This is a genomic window from Burkholderia sp. MBR-1 (assembly GCF_013822785.1).
GTDB lineage: Bacteria > Pseudomonadota > Gammaproteobacteria > Burkholderiales > Burkholderiaceae > Burkholderia > Burkholderia vietnamiensis.
The window spans coordinates 1,763,341-1,783,524 of record NZ_CP053610.1 but is presented as its reverse complement, the minus strand read 5'-3'; the positions used below and the strand labels follow the sequence as shown (position 1 = coordinate 1,783,524).

Below are 20,184 nucleotides of genomic sequence, written 5' to 3'. Positions count from 1 at the left end.
TCACGAGCCCGGCACGACCTTCCGATTCATCCATACCTGATCACATGTCCACTGCGCGTTATTCGCGCGGTGGTGTTCAATCCGGCCCAGCCTCGTTGCAAAAGTGGAGCGGCCGAAGCGCAAGGAGAAACGATCTTGACCGACACTAGCGAAAACAATCGCACCGGGAAGCCACTCACCGAAGCCGGTCGTTCGCGCCGCGATATTCTCAAATTCGGAAGCATCGTCACGCTCGGCGCCGTACTGGGTGGCGGAGCACTGCTTGGCCATACCGCGCCTGCTCTTGCGCAGGCAGCCAGCAAAGGAGAACTCGCTCCGAATGACCCGCTCGACATTTTGATTGTCAATTACGACGGCGGGACACTGCTCGACTTCGCCGGCCCCAGCGAGATTTTCCACCGATTACCGAATACGAACGTTCGCTATGCGAGCCTCAATGGGGGCAACGTGACGCTCGAATTCGGAGTCGTGTACGGCAAGACCGAACGGCTGGCCGATATCGAGCGAACCGATCTGATTCTGGTGCCCGGTGGCTCCGATTTGACGGCGCCGATGCGGCCCGAGTATCAGGCGCAGATCCGGCGTTTGGCCCAAAGTGCCAAACATGTGACCTCGGTTTGCAACGGATCGTTGGTGCTCGCTGCGACGGGCATTCTCAATGGCAGGCGTAGCGCCTGCCATTGGGCGTTCGTCAACAAGCTGTCCGAATATGGCGCCATCCCCGTGCCGGATCGATTCGTCGAAGACGACAACGGCCGCTTCATGAGCGGCGGCGGCGTGACGGCCGGCATCGATTTCGCACTTCGCGTCGCGGCGAAGCTGCGCGGTCAACAGGCTGCCGAATTCACGCAACTCGTAATCGAATACGATCCCGCTCCGCCGTTCCATTCCGGCCACCCCAGAGACGCACGGCAGGAAGTCATCGCGATGGTCGACAAAGAACTGCCCGGTGCATCCAAGGGACTCGCACGAATCCCGGGCGTTCGCTGAAATTCCCGCGGGCAATGTCTGCGAGGACTCGCACGGCTCTCGATGAAGCCGCAACCAACATTGCTTGCGTCACCTGCGCGATCTGGCGCAGGCCCGTCTATTTGAAATCTGATCGGAAAAATCTCAAATGCAACAGATTCGTCGTCTTGCCGCACCCGTTGCGGCCTGCTTTGCTTTTTTCGCCTTTGCCGTGCCGGCAGTTGCCAGTGGCCCGCAGCCTCGAATCGAAGCGGCCATCAATACCGAAAACGCGCGGTGGGCCGATGCCTTTGCGCGAGGGGATTACGAGGCGATAGGCCGCTTGTATACGCACGACGGCGCACTGCTGCCGCCCGGCGGCAACAGGGTGACGGGTGGCAGCGCGATTGCCGCATACTTCGCCAAGCAGTATGCCGGGGCAAAGCCCGACACCGTATCGTTCAGCAATTACGAGTTCTACGGTAACGACCGGGCCGTGACGGAGGTTTCGGATGCGGAAATCCGTGACCATGCTGGAGCCGTTAAATACCGTGGCAAGCAGATCCTCCTTTTTCTGAAGGAGGGCGGTGCGTGGAAATTGCATCGCGATATCTGGAATGATTACGCTACCCAGAAATCCGATAGCCGTTGAGCGCGGGTGATATAGGCAAACACCGACCGCAAGCGCCATCCGGCTGGCGCTCGATCAGCGCGCTTTATTCAATCTGCTCTCGCGTCGGATCGCCTGCGGAGGGTGGCCATGCAGTTTGATGAAGGCCCTCCGCATTCTTTCCGGATCAGTGAACCCTACCGCCAGAGCAATTTGTTCGATCGGTTCGCTGCCCTCCTGCAGGCGCAGCCTCGCAGCTTCGACCCGCAAACGTTCGACGGCCTTGGCAGGCGTTTCACCCGTTTCCCGGCGAAATGCTCGTCCGAACTGTCGCAGGCTTAATCTCGCTGCATCGGCGAGTCGTTCCACAGGTAACGCTTCAGCCAGATGTTCCCGGGCAAAGTTCAGGGCGATGCGGATACGATCCGATTCCGGCTCCATTTGCGACATGGCGGAAAACTGCGATTGCCCGCCTGGTCGACGATACGGAACGACCAAAAGCCTGGAGACAGCGCGCGCAACATTCGAACCCAGATCTCTATCGATCATGCCGAGCGCCAGGTCTATTCCAGAGGCGATTCCCGCCGACGTCCAAATACGGCCGTCAACGACATAGATACTATTGCCCTCGACCCTGGTGCGAGGGAAGCGCGACTGCAATAGAGCAGCGTATCGCCAGTGTGTCGTTGCTTTCAACCCGTCCAGCAAGCCGGTTTCCGCCAGCAGAAACGCTCCTGTGCACACGCTTGCCACTCGCGAGGCCCGGGCGGCCAATTTCGTGGCAGCTGCGATGTTCTCCGGTGTCTGCATCGGATCTAAATCGCCGCCCACGAAAACGACGGTATCGAATGTGCGCCTTCCGATCGGCTTTGTCTCGATCGCAATGCCCGTATTACCGGGAACCGGACCTCCAGACTGCGAGACGACATGAAGATCGTACGGAGTATGGCCAGCGGCTGTGGCTACCTGATTAAAAGCCGAAAGTGGACCACCGAGATCGAGAGCATCATGGCCGCGGCAAACGAAAAATCCAATTCGATGCATGACGAAGTCGGTGGTCGAAGATTCAAGGGAGGGCTTAGTTTATAGAAAACCCTCGAATCGCGTCGTGCGGTTCGTCGTGGGGAAGATGCGTCGTTTGTGCTCTCGTCGGGCGGCTACCGTCCTGCGGCGGGTGACTGTCGCAGATCGCCCCACGAGAAACGTTCAATCTCAGCGGAATCGGACGCTCGATGGCATCAGGCGTCGCTATCACGCCCTGCCGGAGCCTGAGTCTTGGCGGACCACAGCACGGCAGCGAGGGGTTCCGGGTCGAACCACCTGCGCCGCTCGGACTTGCCCTTTGCGATCGCCGTCTCTCACTGAGCGCGACGTCTACTGTGGTAACCCCAAACCACCTTGCCCATCGACAGACATTATCGACAACAAATAGCTATCGATTTGCCGGAGACTGACGGCGTGCCGAAGGTTGTCCTCCATCAAATCGCGGAGTTCCAGAACACGCGCACACCAGTCCTTATAGCGAGCGACTTTTCCGAAGTCGCGCCAACCCTTATAGCTGCCTTCCAAATCGTCCATAACCCACGACCAACCTTCACGGACAATCGAGTCCACAATGGGGAAAAAGGTTGGCCGATGAAAGTGCAGGTATTTAGATGCTAGGCTGCTGTTTTCGCGATTGTTGGCGGTCGCCAATGCCTGACAAAGTTCAAGATGAATAGCAGCGGCTTCGGGCACGCGGTCAAGGGTGAGCTTGTCGTCCAATCCGATAGCATCTAATAGCGTGGCACATTTTGACCCGGCAATAGCAGTGGCGGCCTCGATGACGACTTCAAGCGCGCGTCTTTCATCCTTGCCAAGCCCTTTGGTCTTTCTCCGCTCCACCGAAGCAGAGTAGGTGCGTCCGATTAACATTAGCTTTCCGATGATTTGTGATTTATCGGTATTGCTAGGGTGAGCTTTCACGGCTGAATATAGCATTGTATTCAGCGTATCGAAGGGTGGGCAGCCGTGCTCATTTCCAAGCCAGTGGAGCTGCGGGGGGAATAGGTAGTTCTTCTTTTTCATCGATCGCTTGCTATCTATATGGTCAAGATTGGGGCGTTAAATTAAATCGTTCTTCTTTCCGTTCGTTTCGTCCGCGCCCAACGAGTTAATGTCGCAGGCGATGGCGACCACGTTCGTCGTGGGTTATATAGGGCAACTTGAGTGTCCGCTTCTGGTCGAGGGTGCTCGTCGCCGCACATCGCATGTACGACTACTAAAGCGCTCGGTAGCCTTGATTCAGCAATCGCTGACATACCCAGACGGCGCCATTGCGAGCACTGTAGATGTTCTTTGCCACGAAGGGTATCAACGCCGCAATCAAAAGGGCCGGACGGTCGGAGGAACTGAGAAGACCGGAGCCAGCATCGACAGCGGCCATCCGCCCTCCTTGAACAACCAACCCTTCCGAGTATGCCCAGATTGTGCCGAATATCAGGGCAGACCAGTTGAAACCGAGCTTCACGCGCCGCTCCGGCATTATCGGATGGATGATTAAGGTTGACGGCATCGTAGATACGGAATCGATTGCGGCGATATGTCGATTATCGGCTTGGAAACGACGTTCTTTAGAGGTCCAGTAGCGAATGATCCGATACCGGACCGACATCGTGGACAATCGCGATCCCGCTGCTGAATAGCCGCTCGTGGTCGGCGGCACCCGATGCGTTCGGCTGTAGCCGACCTGGAGCGGGCGTAGACCATACGAGGCTCGCGGCGGCGGCGCGGCCAGCCGAGGCGGCCCGCGCCACTTGTGTAGCTATCCTTCGGCCCAGCATCTACGATGACTCGCCGCCACTGGGAGAGAAAGGCCGAAGCGCATCTTCTCGGGGGAGTTCTGCAGGAGCATTGCCTGCCAGCCCGTAGACCTCGATACCACTCAGCAAACCGCCGCTCTCGAATATGAATATCCCGGCTGCTTCATCGTGTGGACCGAAAATAAAATCGCCGAGGACGTGTACGCCGGGAGGCGCAGGGTCGCGGCCCTTGATCTGGAAATTGATGGACCCACAGCCGCAAGGACAGCGCCATGGCGTAACCTCGGCCTCTGCGAGTTGTTCCAAAAAATCTCGCGCCTTCGGCTCACCGTGCTCAAGCATCCAACGAGCGAGAGACATCTCGGATGCGGCCAATGGGCGGTTTCGTTCGAGAGTAGTCATGGAGTGAGAGTTCGCCGGTGCCGGCCAGTTTAACAGCCCGGTATAGGGCGTTATCCGCTCTCATCCGCGACACCCGCGCGGACATCGGTGAATGCTCAAAGTGGCTGCGGATCCAACCTATATGCGCTATTCCGACAAACGCCCCATATGCTTCCTTCGACACAGTTGCCCGACGCTCATCCAGCCTGCGCGGCAGTGGCGTACGAGTTGTGCCGTGCCGGCCGACATGGCAGGATACCGCTTCGATCATGCGGGGCCGCGTGGCGCATTACGGGAATAAGAATGATGCTTTCGTGGCGATTGCGTTGGTACGTACTGGCGACGGCCCGGGTGCTGCATAGGCACTGGCAGGCGCTATCCCTTACTGTCCTGCTGCTGCTGCCCACAATGCCCGTATTCGCACAGTCCCGCCTCCTGGGTGCGCCGGTACTCGCACCTTTGGCCCCGGAGCATGGCTTCGAATGGCGGTTCGTCTGGGTGCATATGCTCGAAGCCATCGGCATGCTTTGGGTGCTAATCCAACGTACGGCCATTAGCGGCGGCCCGTTTGCCGTCTTCGTCAAATCGTTGCCTGTTTCTGATCGGCATCGCCGTGCCCTCGATGCAGCCGTCGTGCTGATTGCCAGTACGCCGCTGCTGTTCCCCGTCATTTCCGCAGCGATCGCGTTCGCTTATTTGCCGGATAAGGCCTCGAACTATCTGTACGTTATCGCTCTGACGATGATTACGCTTGGATGGCAATTGGCCGCGTTGTCGCGCAATATCAGTAACGGAATTCCGTTGGTGGTTGCCAATCTCGTTCTGATCGGCGCGCTGCAGACGGATAACGCCGTGCGGACGCTACTGCTAGCAGCGTCGCTGATCCTTGCTGCGTTCGCGTTGGCCCATGCGCCTGCGGCATCCTCTCCGCGTGCGAGGCAGTTTGGTCCGACGTGGCGTCGAGTAGTCGGTCGCATGTCCGCAAATACGGCACATCGGCTTCCGGTTTTCGTCAACCTGCAGCTCGGTATTCTAGGGCGTCACTTCGCAGAGACCGTCAGCCGCTGCGCAGTCATGGGCGCGGTCGCCGCTTCTACCTGTTACATGGTTGACCTTTGGGGTTTCGACACGCGCGCCGTGCCGTTGACGCTGATCGCACAGGCCGTGATCGCGCTGATCGCGTCAACGACCTATCGCGATTTGCGTGCGAGTCACGTTCGGGCGGCCCATTTTGTGCGATCGCTCCCGCTAGGCTCGATGGTGCAGGTTCGTGCGGATGTACTGACGGTCGTCATGCTCGCACTGCCATTTGCCGCCGTCGCGCCGGTGCTTCTGGTAGCGCACGGAGCCCTGTCGGTCCACGTCGCCGTTGCGATCGTATCGGCAGGCGCGCCTCTGCTTGCGCTGCTGCGCTTGCCACAACGCTATGCTCCGAGAGAATCCGTTTTGCTCGGCGTAACACTCGCCGTGAGCTGGATCGTCGCCGCATGGCAAATCTTCATCTGATGGACTTCACAATGCTTCGAATCGAAAACATCAGCAAGCGCTATGGTGAGTACGTCGTATTCCAAGGGCTGCACCACGTGACCGGGGCAGGGTGCGTGGCGCTTTGTGATGAGAACGGCAGCGGCAAGTCGACGCTGCTTGGCATCCTCGCCGGGACCATCGATGCCGACGAAGGTAACGTGTGGATCAATGGTCATTCACTACGTGACGCGCCGCTCAAGGCAAAGTCTTCACTAGCATACGTGCCGGACGACTGCATGGCGTATCCGTTCCAGACTGGACGCGAGTTTCTCGAATTCGTCGCCTCGATCAAAAGGACGGTAGTCGGTCGCGACACTCTCGATCTGGCACATCGCTTCGGGTTGGCGTCGCACCTGGAAAAGCGTTTTGAACAGATGTCACTCGGCACCCGCAAGAAGATTTATTTGAGCGCCATCACGCTAGGGGAATCCTCAGTCGTAGTGGCGGACGAACCTGGCGACGGGCTCGACGCCGCTGCGCGCGGTGTCCTGATGGACTTGTTCCGCACGCTGGCGAAAGATCGAGTCGTGTTCTTTTCGAGCCACGATCCCAAGCTGGTAGAAGGCTGCGGTGCCAGGACGCTCAATTTTGCCGATCTCGGTAGGTCGGATAGCGCGCCGGTTCAGCCGTTCAGTCAGTAATCTCAATACCCGATGGTTTCGGTGCCTATGGTTCGTTTCCGCTGGGCAACCGGAGTGAGAGAAGCAGAAGCAGCCTGCCGATGACGGGTGGCGGCCCAACCGCCCCCCTTGATCCAACGCTATCTATCCACCTCACCCCACCGCAAGCTCCACAGCCGCGAGCGTCCGCCGCCGAATCCAGCCGCTCGCGAGCCGGATCGCGAGCCAGTACGGCACGAACAGCGCGCGCGTGCGCTTGCTCGGGCAATGAACGAAGGTTTCCGTGCGCAAGAACCGCGCGCCGCTCGGCAGCCCGACGACCTCGAACCTGAGCACCAGCTTCGCGTCGTGGGGATCGGCGTGCCGCACGAACGCCGCGGCGTCGTCGATTGGCCGGACGTCGGGCGTCGGACGCCAGAAGCGGCCGACGAGGCCAAGCGACAGCGACGTATCGTCGCGATGCAGCAGCGTGAACGTATCGAAGCCGAAGCGTTCACGCGCAGCGCCGCCGCTGCGGCGGCCCACCAAACGAGCGACGGCCGCCGGCGCTTCGCGCACGGCGAGCAGCGCATCGATCACCGGATCGGCGCGCATGTCGAGCGCGGCGACGGCATCGATGATGCGAGCCGACGGCGCGTCGATCGGCTGCGATTCGTGCGTTTCGACGAAGCCGAACGACGGGATGAACGGCGGCTTGCGCGGCGCGGTCCGCGTATCTGATTCGGAGACGATACCGAACGGATTCATGACGGTTCCGGAACACAAAGCGCGATCGTAGCACCGCGTGCGCAATCGTGATTCGACGCGCCAGCACGCGCTCGCCGCATCTGCGAAGCACCACGCCCGTACGGGCAAAAAAGCCTGGAAACATCCGCTTCCGGGCCTGCAGAGCGCTCGCCGGTGAGCGTGAACGCAAACATTCCCGTCCCGCTGCGCACCGGCTTCAGATCGCCCAGCCGCCGAGATAGAACGTCACGAGCACGGCCGCGATCAGCACGGTGCCGACGTTCAGCTTGCGCGATTCGCCGCTCGCGACGCGGCCGATCACGAGCGTCGAAAAGCCGAGCATGATGCCCGTCACGATGTTCGCGGTCAGCACGATGAAGACGGCGCACACGAGGCCCGACATCGCGTCGACGACGTCGTCCATGTGCAGCTTGCTCACGCTGCCGAGCATCAGCAGGCCGACGTACATCAGCGCGGGCGCCGTCGCATACGACGGCACGAGCGCCGCGAGCGGCGAGAAGAACATCACGACGAGAAACAGCACGCCGACCACCGCTGCCGCGAGGCCCGTCTTCGCGCCGGCGGCCACGCCGACGCTCGACTCGATGTAGGCCGCCGCCGGTGCGCCGCCGAGGAAGCCGGAGAAGATCGAGCTGACCGAATCGGCGGTCAGCGCGCGGCCGCCGTTGACGATGCGGCCGTGCGCATCGAGCTGGCCGGCTTGTCCCGCCACCGCGCGAATCGTGCCCGTCGCGTCGAACACGGCGGTCATCACGAGCGCCAGCACGCTCGGCAGCACGGCCATCGACAGCGCGCCCTTGATGTCCATCGCGCCGATCAGCGACGCGTGGCCCGGCGCACTGAGCGACGGCAGCGCGAAGATGCCGCGGTACTTCACCGCGGGATCGAACGCGAGGCCAATCGCCGACACGGCCACCACCACGAGCAGGATGCCGCCCGGCACGCGCCGCTTCTCGAGCCCGAAGATCGCGGCGAGCCCGACGATCGACATGATCGCCGGGAACGCGGTGATCTGGCCGAGCGACACCGGCAGCCCCGCGCCCGGATTCTTCACGACGAGGCCGACGTCGTTCGACGCGATCAGCAGCAGGAACAGGCCGATGCCGATCCCGGTGCCGTGCGCGACGCCCGCGGGCAGATTGCGCAGGATCCACGAGCGCACGCCGGTGACCGAGATGCCGGTGAACACGACGCCCATCACGAACACGGCGCCGAGCGCGACGCTCGGGTGCAGGCCCTTGCCGAGCACGAGGCCGAACGCTGTGAATGCGGTCAGCGAGATCGCGCAGCCGATGGCGATCGGCAGCTTCGCCCACAGGCCCATCAGCAGCGAGCCGAACGCCGTGGTCAGGCAGACCGCGACGAACACGGCGCTCGTGTCGAAACCGGCCTTGCCCAACATGCCGGGCACGACGAACACCGAATAGACCATCGCGAGGAACGTGGTCACGCCCGCGACGATTTCGCGGCGCTGCGTGCTGCCGCGCGACGAGATGTCGAAGTACCGGTCGATGACTCCCTTGGTGCCGAAGTCCGTTTCTTCCGCGCCGACGCCGACGCCGACCGTCGGCTGCACCGGGGTATCACTCATGAGCTTGCTCCTTTATCAGCATGCTGAAACGGCCGCGGCGGACCGTCGTCAGGGTGTCTCGAATCTGGTTGGAATGATCGGCATCGTCGTGCGCACGCATGATGCGCGGCGGGTGTCTCCGGCCGCGCGCCAACCGGCGCGCGTGCGTCGCGTCGTACCACGCGCGGCGAGGCGGACTCGGCCGCGTGCTTTGCCGTAGCGAAGGTTAGGCGAACGGCCCGGCGCGTCCCATTGGAGGAACGGCATGCAGCGCATGTCGGCGCGCTTATATCCGCGTGCCGCGGGGCTTCGTCGACGAGGAACGCGCGTATACGCCTAGTTCGAATCCGTTAAGGCGACTATTCGTAGGCGGGATGGGCGGCAGTGGCACTGCAGCGGCAGCGCAGCGCGGCCGCGCTGCCTCAGTCGCGCGCGGGATGCGCGCCACGGACCAGATGCTCGAGATATGCGCAGAACATGTCGGCCATCGCGTTCGAGTACGCGTCGATCTCGGCCGCGCTGCGTTCGGTCTCGGAAAACGCCTTGCCGCCCGCCGTGAGCGTGGTCACGATCAGGTCGCCCGCGAGCGTGCGCGCGGCGTCCGGCACGTCCGGCAGCGCTTCGCGCATGAACGCGCCGAACACGCGCTCGCTTTCGGCTTTCAGTTCGCGCGCCTCGGGCGCATCGCGATAGAGCGGCGCGGCGTCGTCGAGTGCGGTGCGCATCGGCGCCTCGTCGCACTCCGAGCGCACGAACGCATGGACGGCAGTGCGCAGGCGCTCGAGCGGCGTCTTCGCGCCGTCCTGCAGCATCGCGCACAGCATGCCGGAGGTTTGCCGCCATTCGTCGTGCTGCAGGCGGAACAGCACGGCGGCCTTGTTCGGGAAGTACTGATACAGCGAGCCGACGCTCACGCCGGCACGCTCGGCGACGCGCGCCATCGTGAAGCGCTGCGCGCCTTCGGCCGCCAGAACCTGAACAGCGGCCTGCAGCACGGCGTCGACGAGTTGGGTCGAGCGGGCCTGCCGAGGCAGTCTGCGTGAGGCGATCCGGGTGGTGCGGCGGTCGGTCATGGCGGCTCCGGGAATGCGAATAGTAAAACGTGAATAGTTCGTCATATTCTAGTCGGGCGCCCTGACGCGCTCAACCTGACCCGGAGATTTGCATGACCACCCTGATTCAAGATCCGCTCGCATCGCTGCTCGCGCGCCTGTTCGACGAAGCCGACGCGTCGTCGCCCGCGTCGGACCCGGCGTTCGCCGGCGTGTCGCGCGACGAGCTGGCGCGGCTGATGCGCAGCAAGACCGATTACGCCGATTTCTATGCAGGTCTGAAGGACTATCCGCTCGCGGTGTCGCGCGAGACGGGCACGCTGCTGTACATGCTCGCGCGCGGTTGCGGCGCGCGCTCGATCGTCGAGTTCGGCACGTCGTTCGGCATCTCGACGCTACATCTGGCGGCCGCGCTGCGCGACAACGGCGGCGGCCGCGTGATCACGAGCGAATTCGAGGCGTCGAAGGTGGCGCGCGCGAGCGCGAACCTCGCGGCGGCCGGGCTCGCGGATCTGGTCGAGATTCGCGCAGGCGATGCGCTGCAGACGCTCGCGATCGACCTGCCGGCCACCGTCGACCTGCTGCTGCTCGACGGCGCGAAGGCGCTGTATCCGGAGATACTCGCGCGCGTCGAGCCGCGGCTGCGGCGCGGCGCATTCATCGTCGCCGACAACGCCGAGCACAGCCCCGACTACCTCGACTACGTGCGCGCGCCGGCGAACGGCTACCTGTCGGTGCCGTTCGGCGCCGACGTCGAGCTGTCGATGCGGCTCGTCTGACATCGGCGCGCCATCGCGCGGGCGCTCACGTTCACGTTCACGCGCAAGCCTGCGCGAGCGCCGGGTAGTCGGTGAGGCCCTTGGCGCCGCCGCCGAACAGCGTGTTGCGATCGTGCGGCGCGAGCGCGGCGCCGCTGCGCAGGCGTTCGGGCAGGTCGGGGTTCGCGACGAACGGGCGGCCGAAGGCGATGAGATCGGCCCAGCCGGCGGCGATCGCTTCGCGCGCGCGCTCGGCGGTGTACTTGCCCGCATAGATCAGCACGCCGCCGAACGCCGCGCGCAGCTTCTGCTTGAATGCCGGCGGCATCAGCGGCGCGTCGTCCCAGTCGGCTTCGGCGATGTGCAGATAGCCGACGCCCAGTTCGCCGAGCAGCGTCGCGGCCGCGAGGTAGGTCGTTTCGGGATCGTCGTCGACGCAACCGTTCAGCGTGGTCAGCGGCGCGAGGCGGATGCCGACGCGCGACGCGTCGCCGGTGCCTTCGATCAGCGCCTGCGCGACTTCGCGCAGGAAGCGCAGACGGTTCTCCAGCGAGCCGCCGTATGCGTCGGTGCGCGTGTTCGCGTTCGAGTCGATGAACTGGTTCACGAGATAGCCGTTCGCGCCGTGCAGCTCGACGCCGTCGAAGCCGGCTTCCATCGCGTTGCGCGCGGCGGCGCGGTATTGAGCGACGATCTCGCCGATCTCGGCGACCGTCAGCGCGCGCGGCTCGGACGCCTGCACGAAGCCCGGCGTGCTGCCGTCGTCGCCGGCGATGAACACGTTCACGCCCTTCGCCTGGAGCGGCGACGACGACACCGGCTGCGCGCCGCCGAGCAGGCTCGTGTGGCTCAGGCGGCCGACGTGCCACAGCTGCGCGAAGATGCGGCCGTGCGCGGCATGCACGGCGTCGGTCACCTTGCGCCAGCCGGCGACCTGCGAGCGCGTATGAATGCCGGGCGTCCACGCGTAGCCCTTGCCGAGCGGCGCGATGTAGGTGCCTTCGCTGACGATCAGGCCGGCGCTCGCGCGTTGCGCGTAATACTCGGCCATCAGTTCGTTCGCTTCGTCGCCGGGCTGGGTCGCGCGTGAGCGCGTCATCGGCGGCATCACGATACGGTTCGGCAGCGTCAGCGCGCCGAATTGCAGCGGTTGGAACAGCGGGTCGTGGTTCATGCTGGTGTCCTTTGAGTGCCGCGGCCGGCTGGCCGCGCATGGGTCGATCGACGGATGGGCGCGCTCAGTCCCACTGCGGGGCGAGGCCGGCCGGATCCACTTCGCGGCCGTTGCGCTCGAGCGTGGCGATCTGCGCGAGGTCTTCGTCGGTGAGGCGCAGCGTCTGCGCGAGCAGGTTGCTCGCGAGGTGCTCGCGCTTGGTCGACGACGGAATGACGGAGTAGCCGAGCTGCAGCGCCCACGCGAGCGCGACCTGCGCCGGCGTCGCGCGGTGGCGTCGCGCGATCGCGTCGAGCACCGGGTCGCCGAGCACCTTGCCGTAGGCGAGCGTCATGTACGACGTCACGTGGATGCCTTCGCTCTGCAGAAACTCGACGAGCTTGCGGTTCTGCAGATACGGGCTCAGCTCGATCTGGTTCGTCGCGATCGCGTCGCTGCCGACGGCCGCGATCGCTTCCTTCGTCAGCGCGATGTTGAAGTTCGACACGCCGATCTCGCGCGTGAGGCCCTTCGACTTCGCGTCGGCCAGCGCGGTCATGAACGCGTCGACCGACACGCCGTTGTCGGGCGCCGGCCAGTGGATCAGCGTCAGGTCGACGTAGTCGGTGCGCAGCTTGCGCAGGCTGTCCTCGAGGCTCGCCGCGAGCTTGTCCGGCGCGTAGTTGTCGACCCAGATCTTGGTCGTGACGAACAGGTCTTCGCGACGCACGCCCGATGCCGCGATCGCCGCGCCGACTTCCGCTTCGTTGCCGTAGATCTGTGCGGTGTCGATCGCGCGATAGCCGAGCTCGAGGCCGTTGCGGACCGAGTCGATGACGACCTGGCCCTGCAGGCGGAACGTGCCGAGGCCGAAGGCGGGAATCTTGCTCATCGTGTGCTCCTGGAAGAGGTGGAACGGTTGCGGTATGGGGTCATTCTGGCGGGTGCAACTGATGAGATAAACGCCGTCAGAGGTCAAAAATATTTGATTTCAGATCAAGGATCGTGCGGCGCTATGCGGCGCGGGTCGTTGCGGGCGCATGGAACGCGGGCAGCACGTGCGTCGCGATCTCGGACATCGTCTCGTCGAGCGGCCGGCGATTGCGCCGGAAGTGCAGCCCGATGTGCTGCACGCCCGCGTCGCGCATCGCCGCGAGTTCCTCGGCCAGCGCGATGCGCCCGGCGCGCGCGCCGAAGCGGTGGCGCTGCAGCGGTTCGTGCGGGTCCTCGGCGAGATCGAGGTGGATGAAGCTCACGTACGGCTTGTTGCCGGCCACCGCGCGCCAGTTCGCGGCGCGCTGCCGGTGATCGTCCGGCGTGCCGGGATACGCGAGGCAGCCGTCCAGGTGTTCGCCGATCCACGCGGGCGTCTGCTGCGCGAGGCCCGCGACGAGCAGCGGCAGCGGCGCGGCGACGTGCGGCAGGACCTCGAGCCCCGGCGGCAGGTGGCCGCGCGCGCCGTCGCGCAGCAACGCGATCTGCGCACGGAAATTCGCGCCGCGCGACGCGAAATCGCGGCCGAACAGAGGATATTCGACCGGCCGGTCGCCGCTCGCGACGCCGAGCAGCAGGCGGCCGCCGCTCAGCGCGTCGATCGTCGCGGCCGATTTGAGCGTCAGCAGCGGCTCGCGCAGCGGCAGCACGACGGCCGCCGTGCCGAGCAGGATGTCGCGCGTGATGCCCGCGAGGTAGCCGAGATACGAGAACGCCTCGAACACCTGCGCGGCATCGCCGAACGACGGGTCGTACACCGGCACGTCGCGCACCCAGAGCGCGCGGAAGCCGAGCGTGTCGGCCAGTCGCGCGAGTTCCGCGTGCCTGGCCAGATCCGGCACGCCGGGGCGGCGGCCGTCGTGCTGGCGCTTCGCGTCGCCGGCCGGCGACCAGTCGTTGTCGAGCGGCAGCTCGATGCCGATGCTGAAGCAGCCGGCGGCGAGCGCTTGAAGTGACGTGGACATGATGGACGTCTCCGTTCAGACCGCGCGCAGGCTGCCGTCGAGCCGGTGGAAATCGAGCGACGCCGCGGTGAAGAACGTGCGCGACGTGCCGGCCGCGAAATCGTCGATGTGCACGACGGTCGCGCGATCGGCTTCCTGCCACGCGATCGCGTAGGTGTCGGCGGCGACGGGCTGCCACGTGTATTCGACTTCGCCCGTCGCACCCGCGTACGGGCCGTCGGTGATCGCGTAGCGCATGTGGCGGCCGCCCTCGTCATAGGCGTTGAGGGCGGTCAGCCCGTCGTAACGGACTTCGAACGTCTTGCCGGCGAACGGCGGACGTCGGGTCGATGCATTCATGCTGGGTCGCTCCTGCAAAAAGGGTGACGTTCAATGGGCGAGTTCGACGGGTTCGGCCGTGCGTTCCGGCAGCCCGGCGCTGCGGTCGAGGCGGCCGCTGAGCGCGGTCAGCGCGAACGCGCCGAGCGTGACCAGCGCGGCGATCCACGGCGTATGGCCGAGGCCCACGTTCGCGACGATCAGCCCGCCGAGCGACGAGCCGCCCGCGACGCCGAGGTTGAACGCGGCGATGTTGAAGCCCGAGGCGACGTCGGTGGCGTCCGGCGCGAAGTGGCGCGCCTGCTTGACGACGTACACCTGCAGGCCCGGCACGTTGCCGAACGCGACCGCGCCCCACGCGAGCATCGTCAGCACCGCGAGCCATTTCACGTGCACGGTGAAGGTCAGCGCGAGCAGCACGACGGCGAGCAGCAGGAAGATCCGCTTGAGCGCGCCGACGGGGCCGACGCGGTCGGCGAGCTTGCCGCCCCACACGTTGCCGAACGCGACCGACACGCCGTAGCCGACCAGCACGAGGCTGATCTGCGACGGCGTGAAGCCGGCGATCCGTTCGAGCAGCGGCGCCATGTAGGTGAATGCGATCAGCGAACCGCCGTAGCCGACCGCCGTCATCGCATAGACGAGCAGCAGGCGCGGCTGCGCGAGCACGCGGAACTGGCGGGCGAGCGGCGCGGGCGCCGTCTGCGGCAGGCCGCGCGGCACGAACGCCACCGCGCCCGCGAACGCGACGACGCCGAACAGCGCGACGATCAGGAACGTCGCGCGCCAGCCGAAGTGCTGGCCGATGAAGGTGCCGAGCGGAATGCCCGCGACGAACGCGACGGTCATCCCGCTGAACATCGTCGCGATCGCGCTGGCGGCCTTCTCCTTCGGCACCAGCGTGGTCGCGATGATCGAGCCGACCGAGAAGAACACGCCGTGCGCGAGGCCGGTGAGGATGCGCGCGACGATCAGCGATTCGTAGCCGGGCGCCTGCCACGCGACGAGATTGCCGATCGTGAACAGCGCCATCAGCGCGGCGAGCAGCGTCTTGCGCGGCACGCGGGCGGTGAGCGCGGTGAGCAGCGGCGCGCCGATCGCGACGCTCAAGGCATAGAGGCTGACGAGCAGGCCGGCCGACGGCAGGCTGACGCCGAGATCGGCGCCGATGGTCGGGATCAGCCCGACGATCACGAACTCGGTGGTGCCGATGGCAAACGCGCTGATGGTCAGCGCAAGTAGGGCGAGTGGCATGACGGGATCCTGGTTCCGGTGAGGACGGATCGCAGTGTGCCGGCTTTACTTTTGCGGAAAAACTCGTCTATAAACCAAATTGTTTTGATTTGAGATCAATAATGAAGATCACGCTCGACGAACTCCAGGCCTTTGCTGCCGTGGTCGATACCGGCTCGATCACCGCTGCCGCGCAGCGGCTCGACCTGACCGTGTCGGCCGCGAGCCGTACGCTCGCGCGGCTCGAGGAGAAGCTCAAGACCACGCTGCTGCGCCGGACCACGCGCCGGCTCGAACTCACCGAGGAAGGGCGGGCGTTCCTGCAGGACGCGCGCGCGATCATCGAGTCCGTCGAGAATGCCGAGGAGCAGATGCTCGCGCGGCGCGAGATGCCGTCGGGGCGCTTACGCGTCGACGCGGCGACGCCGTTCATGCTGCACGTGATCGTGCCGCTCGTGCGCGGCTACCGCGAACGCTTTCCGAAGGTCGAACTGGAGTTGAACAGCAACGAGGGGATCATCGACCTGCTCGAGCGGCGCACCGACGTCGCGATCCGGATCGGCCGGCTCAAGGATTCGACGCTGCACAGCCGGCGCATCGGCAACAGCCGGCTGCGGATGCTCGCGAGCCCCGCGTACCTCGACGCGCACGGCCAGCCGCGCAAGGTCGACGAGCTGCGCAAGCACACGCTGCTCGGCTTCACGCAGCCCGAATCGCTGAACGTGTGGCCGATCCTCGGCGCGGACGGCGAGCCGGCCCGCATCGAGCCGGCGATCTGGTCGTCGAGCGGCGAGACGCTGCGGCAGCTCGCGCTCGACGGCGCGGGCATCGTCTGCCTGTCGGACTTCATGACCGCGCAGGATCGCGAGGCCGGGCGGCTCGTGCAGGTGCTGACGCGCCACACGCTCGACGTCGACCAGCCGATCAACGCGGTGTATTACCGCAACACCGCGATTTCGTCGCGGATCGCGTCGTTCGTCGATTACCTGATCGATGCGCTGCGCGGCGGCAGCGGCACCGGCAGCGAAGCGCCGGCGCGGCGCAAGGCCGCCTGGATGGGGCCGCTGTGACGGCGCGCCGCGCGCGTGCGCGGCGGGCCTGCCGGCGGGCGGCTTACGCCTCTTCGGACCACGACATGTTGTCGCGCGCGAGCAGCGCCGACGACGCGGCCGGCCCGAACGTGCCGGCCGTATAGAGGCGCGGGCGGTCGCCGAGCTGCTTCCAGCCGTCGAGGATGGGCTCGACCCACGACCACGCGGCTTCGAGCTCGTCGCGGCGCATGAAGTGCGTGAGGCGGCCGCGGATCACGTCGATCAGCAGCCGCTCGTATGCTTCCGCGCGCCGTTCCGGAATCGCCTGCTGCAGGTCGAGGTTCAGGCTCACGGGCACCATCTTCATCCCGCTGCCCGGTTCCTTCGCGAGCATCTGCAGCTGGATCGATTCCTCCGGCTGCAGCTGGATCACGAGGCGGTTGCTGTAGTGGCGCGGGCCGCTCGGGATGATCGAGAACGGCATGTCCGCGAATTCGATCACGATCTCCGACTGGCGGCGCTGCAGCCGCTTGCCGGTGCGCAGGAAGAACGGCACGTTCGCCCAGCGCCAGTTGTTGACGTACGCGCGCAGCGCCACGAACGTCTCGGCGTGGCTGTCGGCCGGCACGTTGTCTTCCTCGAGATAGCCCTTGACCGGCTGGCCGTCGACGGCGCCGGCCGTGTACTGGCCGCGCACCGTGTCGCGCGCGACGTCCGACAGCGCCATCGGCCGCAGCGAGCGCAGCACCTTGAGCTTTTCGTCGCGCACCGCGTCCGGGTCGAGCGACACGGGCGGCTCCATCGCGACGATGCACAGCAGCTGCAGCAGGTGGTTCTGCACCATGTCGCGCAGCGCGCCGGTGTGGTCGTAGAAGCCCGCGCGGCTGCCCACGCCGACCGTTTCCGCGACCGTGATCTGCACGCTGCGGATGCTCGGCGCCTGCCACAGCGGCCCGAAGATCGGATTGCCGAAGCGCAGCACCATCAGGTTCTGCACCGTCTCCTTGCCGAGGTAATGGTCGATCCGGTAGATCTGCGATTCCGTGAAATGCTTGCCGACTGCATCGTTGATCGCCTGCGCCGATGCGAGGTCGTGGCCGAGCGGCTTTTCGAGGACGACGCGCGAGCGCGCATCGACCAGATGCGCGGCCGACAGGTTGTCGCAGATCGTCGTGAACAGCTCCGGCGACGTCGACAGGTAGAACACGCGGATCGCGTCGCTACGCGCCGCTTCGCCGAGCCGCGCGTAGTCCTGCGGCGCGTTCACGTCGATCAGCACGTACTTGAAGAGGTCCAGGAAACGCGCCCAGGCATCGGCGTCGAACGCCTTCGCGTCGATGAACGGGCGCGACTGCTCGTCCATGAACTGGCGGTAGCCGTCGATGCCCCAGTCGCGGCGGCCGACCGCGATGATGCGCGTGTCCGGCGGCAGGTTGCAGTGCAGATGCGCCATGTAGAGCGCGGGCAGCAGTTTGCGGGCGGCCAGGTCGCCGCCGCCGCCGAAGATGATCATGTCGACGGGCTGCTCGGCTTCGGTCTGGTTGGGCTTGTTCGTCATGGAGGATTCGCGGTCTGAAACGGGTGAGCGTTGGAACGGACATCGAAGCACCGGCGCCGGTGGGTTGGCACGCCGATACGTGGAAACGCTAATAGTGCACGTTTTTGCTGCGGGATGTCTGCAGTGGGCGCGCTTGTAACAGCGCTTGCGTTTCATTCGTCGTCTTGATTATGATTGAGCGCTCACTCATTAAAGGATCCGAACGTGGCCCGTCCCCGCAGTCCCGACAAACAGGAGGCCATCCTTGCCGCCGCGGCGCGCGCGCTCGCGGAGGACGGCGCGAGTGCGACGACGGCGCGCATCGCCCGGCTCGCCGGCGTCGCGGAAGGCACGGTGTTCACCTATTTCGACAGCAAGGATGCATTGCTGAACGCGCTGTATCTCGACCTGAAGGCCGGCATGCGCGACGCGATGATGACCGGCTTTCCGGAGCAGGCATCGGCCGAGCAGGCGATGCGCCATGCCTGGAACGGCTATGTGTCGTGGGGCGTCGCGAACCCGGACGGGCGGCGCGCGCTGCAGCAGTTGATCGTGAGCGGGCGTATCGACGACGCTCATCGTGCGGCAGGCGCCGAAGGCTTCGGCGCGGTGCATGCGCTGTTGCACGAGCACGCCGCCGCGTCGGGTGACTTGCAGGCCGAGCATGCGCATGCGTTTCGCGCGTCGTTGTTTACGGCCATCGCCGAAACGGCGATGGAGTCGATCGCGCGCGAGCCGGCCGCGGCCGATGCGTACCGGGAGGCCGGGTTTCGCGCGCTCTGGGCGGTATTGCACGCGGTGTGAGCGGTCGCGCGGCGCGCCGGGGTGGCGTGCGCAACGTGCGGGTGAGGCAATACGGCGCGCCCGGTTCGGGGGTCGTCCGGACCGGACGCCGCCGCGGTGACGAAACACGGGCTCAAGCAGCGTGACACAGGATGCAAGCGCCCGATGTAGCGTCGATATTAATGAGTGAGTAATCATTCATTGTGAGCGGTTCAACGTTGGACGGGAGTCGAATATGTCGAAGGTCTGGATTGTGACGGGGGCCGCGCGCGGCCTGGGGCGCTCGATCGCGGAAGCGGTGCTGGCGGCGGGCGATCGATTGGTGGCCGGGGCGCGCGATCCCGCGCGGCTTGCCGATTTGGCGGAACGTTACGGCGACCGCTTGCGAACGGTCCAGCACGACGTGACGGACGAAGCCGCGGCCGCGCATGCGGCCGCTGTCGCGCGCGACGCGTTCGGTCGTATCGATGTGCTGGTGAACAACGCCGGCTACGGCCATACGGCGCCGTTCGAGCAGATGAGCGCCGAGCGGTTCCGCGACCAGATCGACACGAACCTGTTCGGCGTGATCAACCTCACGCGCGCGGTGCTGCCGACGATGCGCGCGCAGCGTTCGGGCCACATCTTCCAGGTGTCGTCGGTGGGCGGGCGGACGGCCACGCCGGGCCTCTCGGCGTATCAGGCCGCGAAGTGGGCGGTCGGCGGGTTCAGCGATGTGCTCGCGAAGGAAGTTGCGCCGTTCGGCGTGCGCGTGTGCACGCTGGAGCCGGGCGGGATGCGAACCGAGTGGGCCGCGCAGGCGAAGCGCGAAGTCGACGCGCTGCTGCCCGACTATCAGCCGTCGGTCGGGAAAATGCTGGACATGCTGGGCTCGTATGGCGGCCGCGAAGTCGGCGACCCGGCCCGGATCGCGGCGCTGATCGTCGAGTTGTCGCGCCGCGACGACGTGCCGTTGCGCCTGCTGCTCGGCGCCGACGCGCTGTTCGTCTGCGAACAGGCCGAAACGCAGCGCGCACAGGAGGCGGCGCGGTGGCGCGATACGACGTTGTCGACGATGTTCCCCGACGCGAAGCTGCCAGAGGGGCTGCACACGTTGAAGCAGGTCGGGTAGGCGGGCAAGCGCCGGTTTCGGCCGCGCGTCCTGCGGCTGCGCCGCT

Annotated in this window: 20 protein-coding genes; 8 read left to right on the top strand and 12 right to left on the bottom strand. The window is 65.4% G+C overall.

Annotated elements, in window-relative coordinates:
- Positions 1 to 135 precede the first annotated feature (135 nt).
- Complete coding sequence (locus MBR110_RS22560; protein WP_059734688.1) at positions 136 to 990, top strand: DJ-1/PfpI family protein; 855 nt, start codon at positions 136 to 138, stop codon at positions 988 to 990.
- Positions 991 to 1,117: 127 nt separating this feature from the next.
- On the top strand, positions 1,118 to 1,600 hold the full coding sequence (locus tag MBR110_RS22555; RefSeq protein ID WP_011880966.1) for a YybH family protein: 483 nt from the start codon (positions 1,118 to 1,120) through the stop codon (positions 1,598 to 1,600).
- Between the two features lie 54 nt (positions 1,601 to 1,654).
- On the opposite strand, the gene MBR110_RS22550 is transcribed toward MBR110_RS22555, so the two are convergent.
- From MBR110_RS22550 to MBR110_RS22540, 3 genes are all read right to left on the bottom strand, one after another.
- Positions 1,655 to 2,602: a GlxA family transcriptional regulator gene (locus tag MBR110_RS22550; protein WP_081058948.1), complete on the bottom strand. Its 948-nt coding sequence runs from the start codon at positions 2,600 to 2,602 to the stop codon at positions 1,655 to 1,657.
- A 330-nt stretch (positions 2,603 to 2,932) separates the two neighbouring features.
- Positions 2,933 to 3,625 carry a hypothetical protein gene (locus MBR110_RS22545; RefSeq protein ID WP_131929037.1) on the bottom strand — a complete coding sequence of 231 codons (693 nt, stop codon included), beginning with the start codon at positions 3,623 to 3,625 and terminating at the stop codon, positions 2,933 to 2,935.
- Positions 3,626 to 3,818: 193 nt separating this feature from the next.
- Entirely contained in the window at positions 3,819 to 4,220 is a 402-nt protein-coding gene (locus MBR110_RS22540; RefSeq protein WP_230948557.1) for a hypothetical protein, read from the bottom strand.
- An 823-nt stretch (positions 4,221 to 5,043) separates the two neighbouring features.
- Here MBR110_RS22540 and MBR110_RS22535 point away from each other — a divergent pair.
- Together MBR110_RS22535 and MBR110_RS22530 are read left to right on the top strand one after the other, a co-directional pair.
- Entirely contained in the window at positions 5,044 to 6,246 is a 1,203-nt protein-coding gene (locus MBR110_RS22535; protein WP_059695108.1) for a hypothetical protein, read from the top strand.
- Between the two features lie 11 nt (positions 6,247 to 6,257).
- Positions 6,258 to 6,908 (top strand): ABC transporter ATP-binding protein, encoded by a 651-nt coding sequence (locus tag MBR110_RS22530; RefSeq protein WP_034193440.1) that lies wholly within the window; start codon positions 6,258 to 6,260, stop codon positions 6,906 to 6,908.
- A 132-nt stretch (positions 6,909 to 7,040) separates the two neighbouring features.
- Here the strand turns inward: MBR110_RS22530 and MBR110_RS22525 are convergent, their stop codons facing one another.
- The 3 genes from MBR110_RS22525 to MBR110_RS22515 all read right to left on the bottom strand — a co-directional run bounded on the left by MBR110_RS22525 (position 7,041) and on the right by MBR110_RS22515 (position 10,277).
- Positions 7,041 to 7,634 (bottom strand): hypothetical protein, encoded by a 594-nt coding sequence (locus tag MBR110_RS22525; protein ID WP_011880959.1) that lies wholly within the window; start codon positions 7,632 to 7,634, stop codon positions 7,041 to 7,043.
- 196 nt (positions 7,635 to 7,830) lie between these two features.
- The gene (locus tag MBR110_RS22520; protein WP_059734691.1) at positions 7,831 to 9,225 is read right to left on the bottom strand and encodes an NCS2 family permease; all 1,395 of its coding nucleotides are present in this window, start codon (positions 9,223 to 9,225) and stop codon (positions 7,831 to 7,833) included.
- Between the two features lie 401 nt (positions 9,226 to 9,626).
- A complete protein-coding gene (locus MBR110_RS22515) occupies positions 9,627 to 10,277 on the bottom strand; it encodes a TetR family transcriptional regulator (protein ID WP_014724114.1) in 651 nt (216 codons plus the stop codon).
- A 92-nt stretch (positions 10,278 to 10,369) separates the two neighbouring features.
- On the opposite strand from MBR110_RS22515, the gene MBR110_RS22510 reads away from it, so the two are divergent.
- Entirely contained in the window at positions 10,370 to 11,035 is a 666-nt protein-coding gene (locus tag MBR110_RS22510) for an O-methyltransferase (protein ID WP_059734692.1), read from the top strand.
- A gap of 37 nt (positions 11,036 to 11,072) precedes the next feature.
- Here the strand turns inward: MBR110_RS22510 and MBR110_RS22505 are convergent, their stop codons facing one another.
- From MBR110_RS22505 to MBR110_RS22485, 5 genes are all read right to left on the bottom strand, one after another.
- A complete protein-coding gene (locus MBR110_RS22505) occupies positions 11,073 to 12,188 on the bottom strand; it encodes an alkene reductase (protein ID WP_034193370.1) in 1,116 nt (371 codons plus the stop codon).
- Between the two features lie 64 nt (positions 12,189 to 12,252).
- On the bottom strand, positions 12,253 to 13,059 hold the full coding sequence (dkgB, locus tag MBR110_RS22500) for a 2,5-didehydrogluconate reductase DkgB (protein WP_059896402.1): 807 nt from the start codon (positions 13,057 to 13,059) through the stop codon (positions 12,253 to 12,255).
- A 121-nt stretch (positions 13,060 to 13,180) separates the two neighbouring features.
- Entirely contained in the window at positions 13,181 to 14,125 is a 945-nt protein-coding gene (locus tag MBR110_RS22495; RefSeq protein WP_034193368.1) for a TIGR03571 family LLM class oxidoreductase, read from the bottom strand.
- Positions 14,126 to 14,140: 15 nt separating this feature from the next.
- Positions 14,141 to 14,464, bottom strand: a complete 324-nt coding sequence (locus MBR110_RS22490; protein ID WP_181709350.1) for a MoaF-related domain-containing protein — start codon at positions 14,462 to 14,464, stop codon at positions 14,141 to 14,143.
- Between the two features lie 30 nt (positions 14,465 to 14,494).
- On the bottom strand, positions 14,495 to 15,697 hold the full coding sequence (locus MBR110_RS22485) for an MFS transporter (RefSeq protein ID WP_034193366.1): 1,203 nt from the start codon (positions 15,695 to 15,697) through the stop codon (positions 14,495 to 14,497).
- A 101-nt stretch (positions 15,698 to 15,798) separates the two neighbouring features.
- On the opposite strand from MBR110_RS22485, the gene MBR110_RS22480 reads away from it, so the two are divergent.
- Positions 15,799 to 16,746, top strand: a complete 948-nt coding sequence (locus MBR110_RS22480) for a LysR family transcriptional regulator (protein WP_046424027.1) — start codon at positions 15,799 to 15,801, stop codon at positions 16,744 to 16,746.
- A 43-nt stretch (positions 16,747 to 16,789) separates the two neighbouring features.
- Here the strand turns inward: MBR110_RS22480 and zwf are convergent, their stop codons facing one another.
- Positions 16,790 to 18,265, bottom strand: a complete 1,476-nt coding sequence (zwf, locus tag MBR110_RS22475; protein WP_126220661.1) for a glucose-6-phosphate dehydrogenase — start codon at positions 18,263 to 18,265, stop codon at positions 16,790 to 16,792.
- Positions 18,266 to 18,469: 204 nt separating this feature from the next.
- Between zwf and MBR110_RS22470 the strand changes: the two genes are divergently transcribed.
- Together MBR110_RS22470 and MBR110_RS22465 are read left to right on the top strand one after the other, a co-directional pair.
- Entirely contained in the window at positions 18,470 to 19,048 is a 579-nt protein-coding gene (locus tag MBR110_RS22470; protein ID WP_011880948.1) for a TetR/AcrR family transcriptional regulator, read from the top strand.
- Between the two features lie 214 nt (positions 19,049 to 19,262).
- Positions 19,263 to 20,138 carry an SDR family NAD(P)-dependent oxidoreductase gene (locus MBR110_RS22465; RefSeq protein WP_176043885.1) on the top strand — a complete coding sequence of 292 codons (876 nt, stop codon included), beginning with the start codon at positions 19,263 to 19,265 and terminating at the stop codon, positions 20,136 to 20,138.
- The last annotated feature ends 46 nt before the right edge of the window (positions 20,139 to 20,184 follow it).

What these genes read in the sequence shown, in the direction of transcription:
- MBR110_RS22555 (WP_011880966.1), top strand. Translation starts at nt 1,118, where the DNA reads ATGCAACAGATTCGTCGTCTTGCCGCACCCGTTGCGGCCTGCTTTGCT.
- MBR110_RS22550 (WP_081058948.1), bottom strand. Translation starts at nt 2,602, where the DNA reads ATGCATCGAATTGGATTTTTCGTTTGCCGCGGCCATGATGCTCTCGAT.
- MBR110_RS22545 (WP_131929037.1), bottom strand. Translation starts at nt 3,625, where the DNA reads ATGAAAAAGAAGAACTACCTATTCCCCCCGCAGCTCCACTGGCTTGGA.
- MBR110_RS22535 (WP_059695108.1), top strand. Translation starts at nt 5,044, where the DNA reads ATGATGCTTTCGTGGCGATTGCGTTGGTACGTACTGGCGACGGCCCGG.
- MBR110_RS22530 (WP_034193440.1), top strand. Translation starts at nt 6,258, where the DNA reads ATGCTTCGAATCGAAAACATCAGCAAGCGCTATGGTGAGTACGTCGTA.
- MBR110_RS22525 (WP_011880959.1), bottom strand. Translation starts at nt 7,634, where the DNA reads ATGAATCCGTTCGGTATCGTCTCCGAATCAGATACGCGGACCGCGCCG.
- MBR110_RS22520 (WP_059734691.1), bottom strand. Translation starts at nt 9,225, where the DNA reads ATGAGTGATACCCCGGTGCAGCCGACGGTCGGCGTCGGCGTCGGCGCG.
- MBR110_RS22515 (WP_014724114.1), bottom strand. Translation starts at nt 10,277, where the DNA reads ATGACCGACCGCCGCACCACCCGGATCGCCTCACGCAGACTGCCTCGG.
- MBR110_RS22510 (WP_059734692.1), top strand. Translation starts at nt 10,370, where the DNA reads ATGACCACCCTGATTCAAGATCCGCTCGCATCGCTGCTCGCGCGCCTG.
- MBR110_RS22505 (WP_034193370.1), bottom strand. Translation starts at nt 12,188, where the DNA reads ATGAACCACGACCCGCTGTTCCAACCGCTGCAATTCGGCGCGCTGACG.
- dkgB (WP_059896402.1), bottom strand. Translation starts at nt 13,059, where the DNA reads ATGAGCAAGATTCCCGCCTTCGGCCTCGGCACGTTCCGCCTGCAGGGC.
- MBR110_RS22495 (WP_034193368.1), bottom strand. Translation starts at nt 14,125, where the DNA reads ATGTCCACGTCACTTCAAGCGCTCGCCGCCGGCTGCTTCAGCATCGGC.
- MBR110_RS22490 (WP_181709350.1), bottom strand. Translation starts at nt 14,464, where the DNA reads ATGAATGCATCGACCCGACGTCCGCCGTTCGCCGGCAAGACGTTCGAA.
- MBR110_RS22485 (WP_034193366.1), bottom strand. Translation starts at nt 15,697, where the DNA reads ATGCCACTCGCCCTACTTGCGCTGACCATCAGCGCGTTTGCCATCGGC.
- MBR110_RS22480 (WP_046424027.1), top strand. Translation starts at nt 15,799, where the DNA reads ATGAAGATCACGCTCGACGAACTCCAGGCCTTTGCTGCCGTGGTCGAT.
- zwf (WP_126220661.1), bottom strand. Translation starts at nt 18,265, where the DNA reads ATGACGAACAAGCCCAACCAGACCGAAGCCGAGCAGCCCGTCGACATG.
- MBR110_RS22465 (WP_176043885.1), top strand. Translation starts at nt 19,263, where the DNA reads ATGTCGAAGGTCTGGATTGTGACGGGGGCCGCGCGCGGCCTGGGGCGC.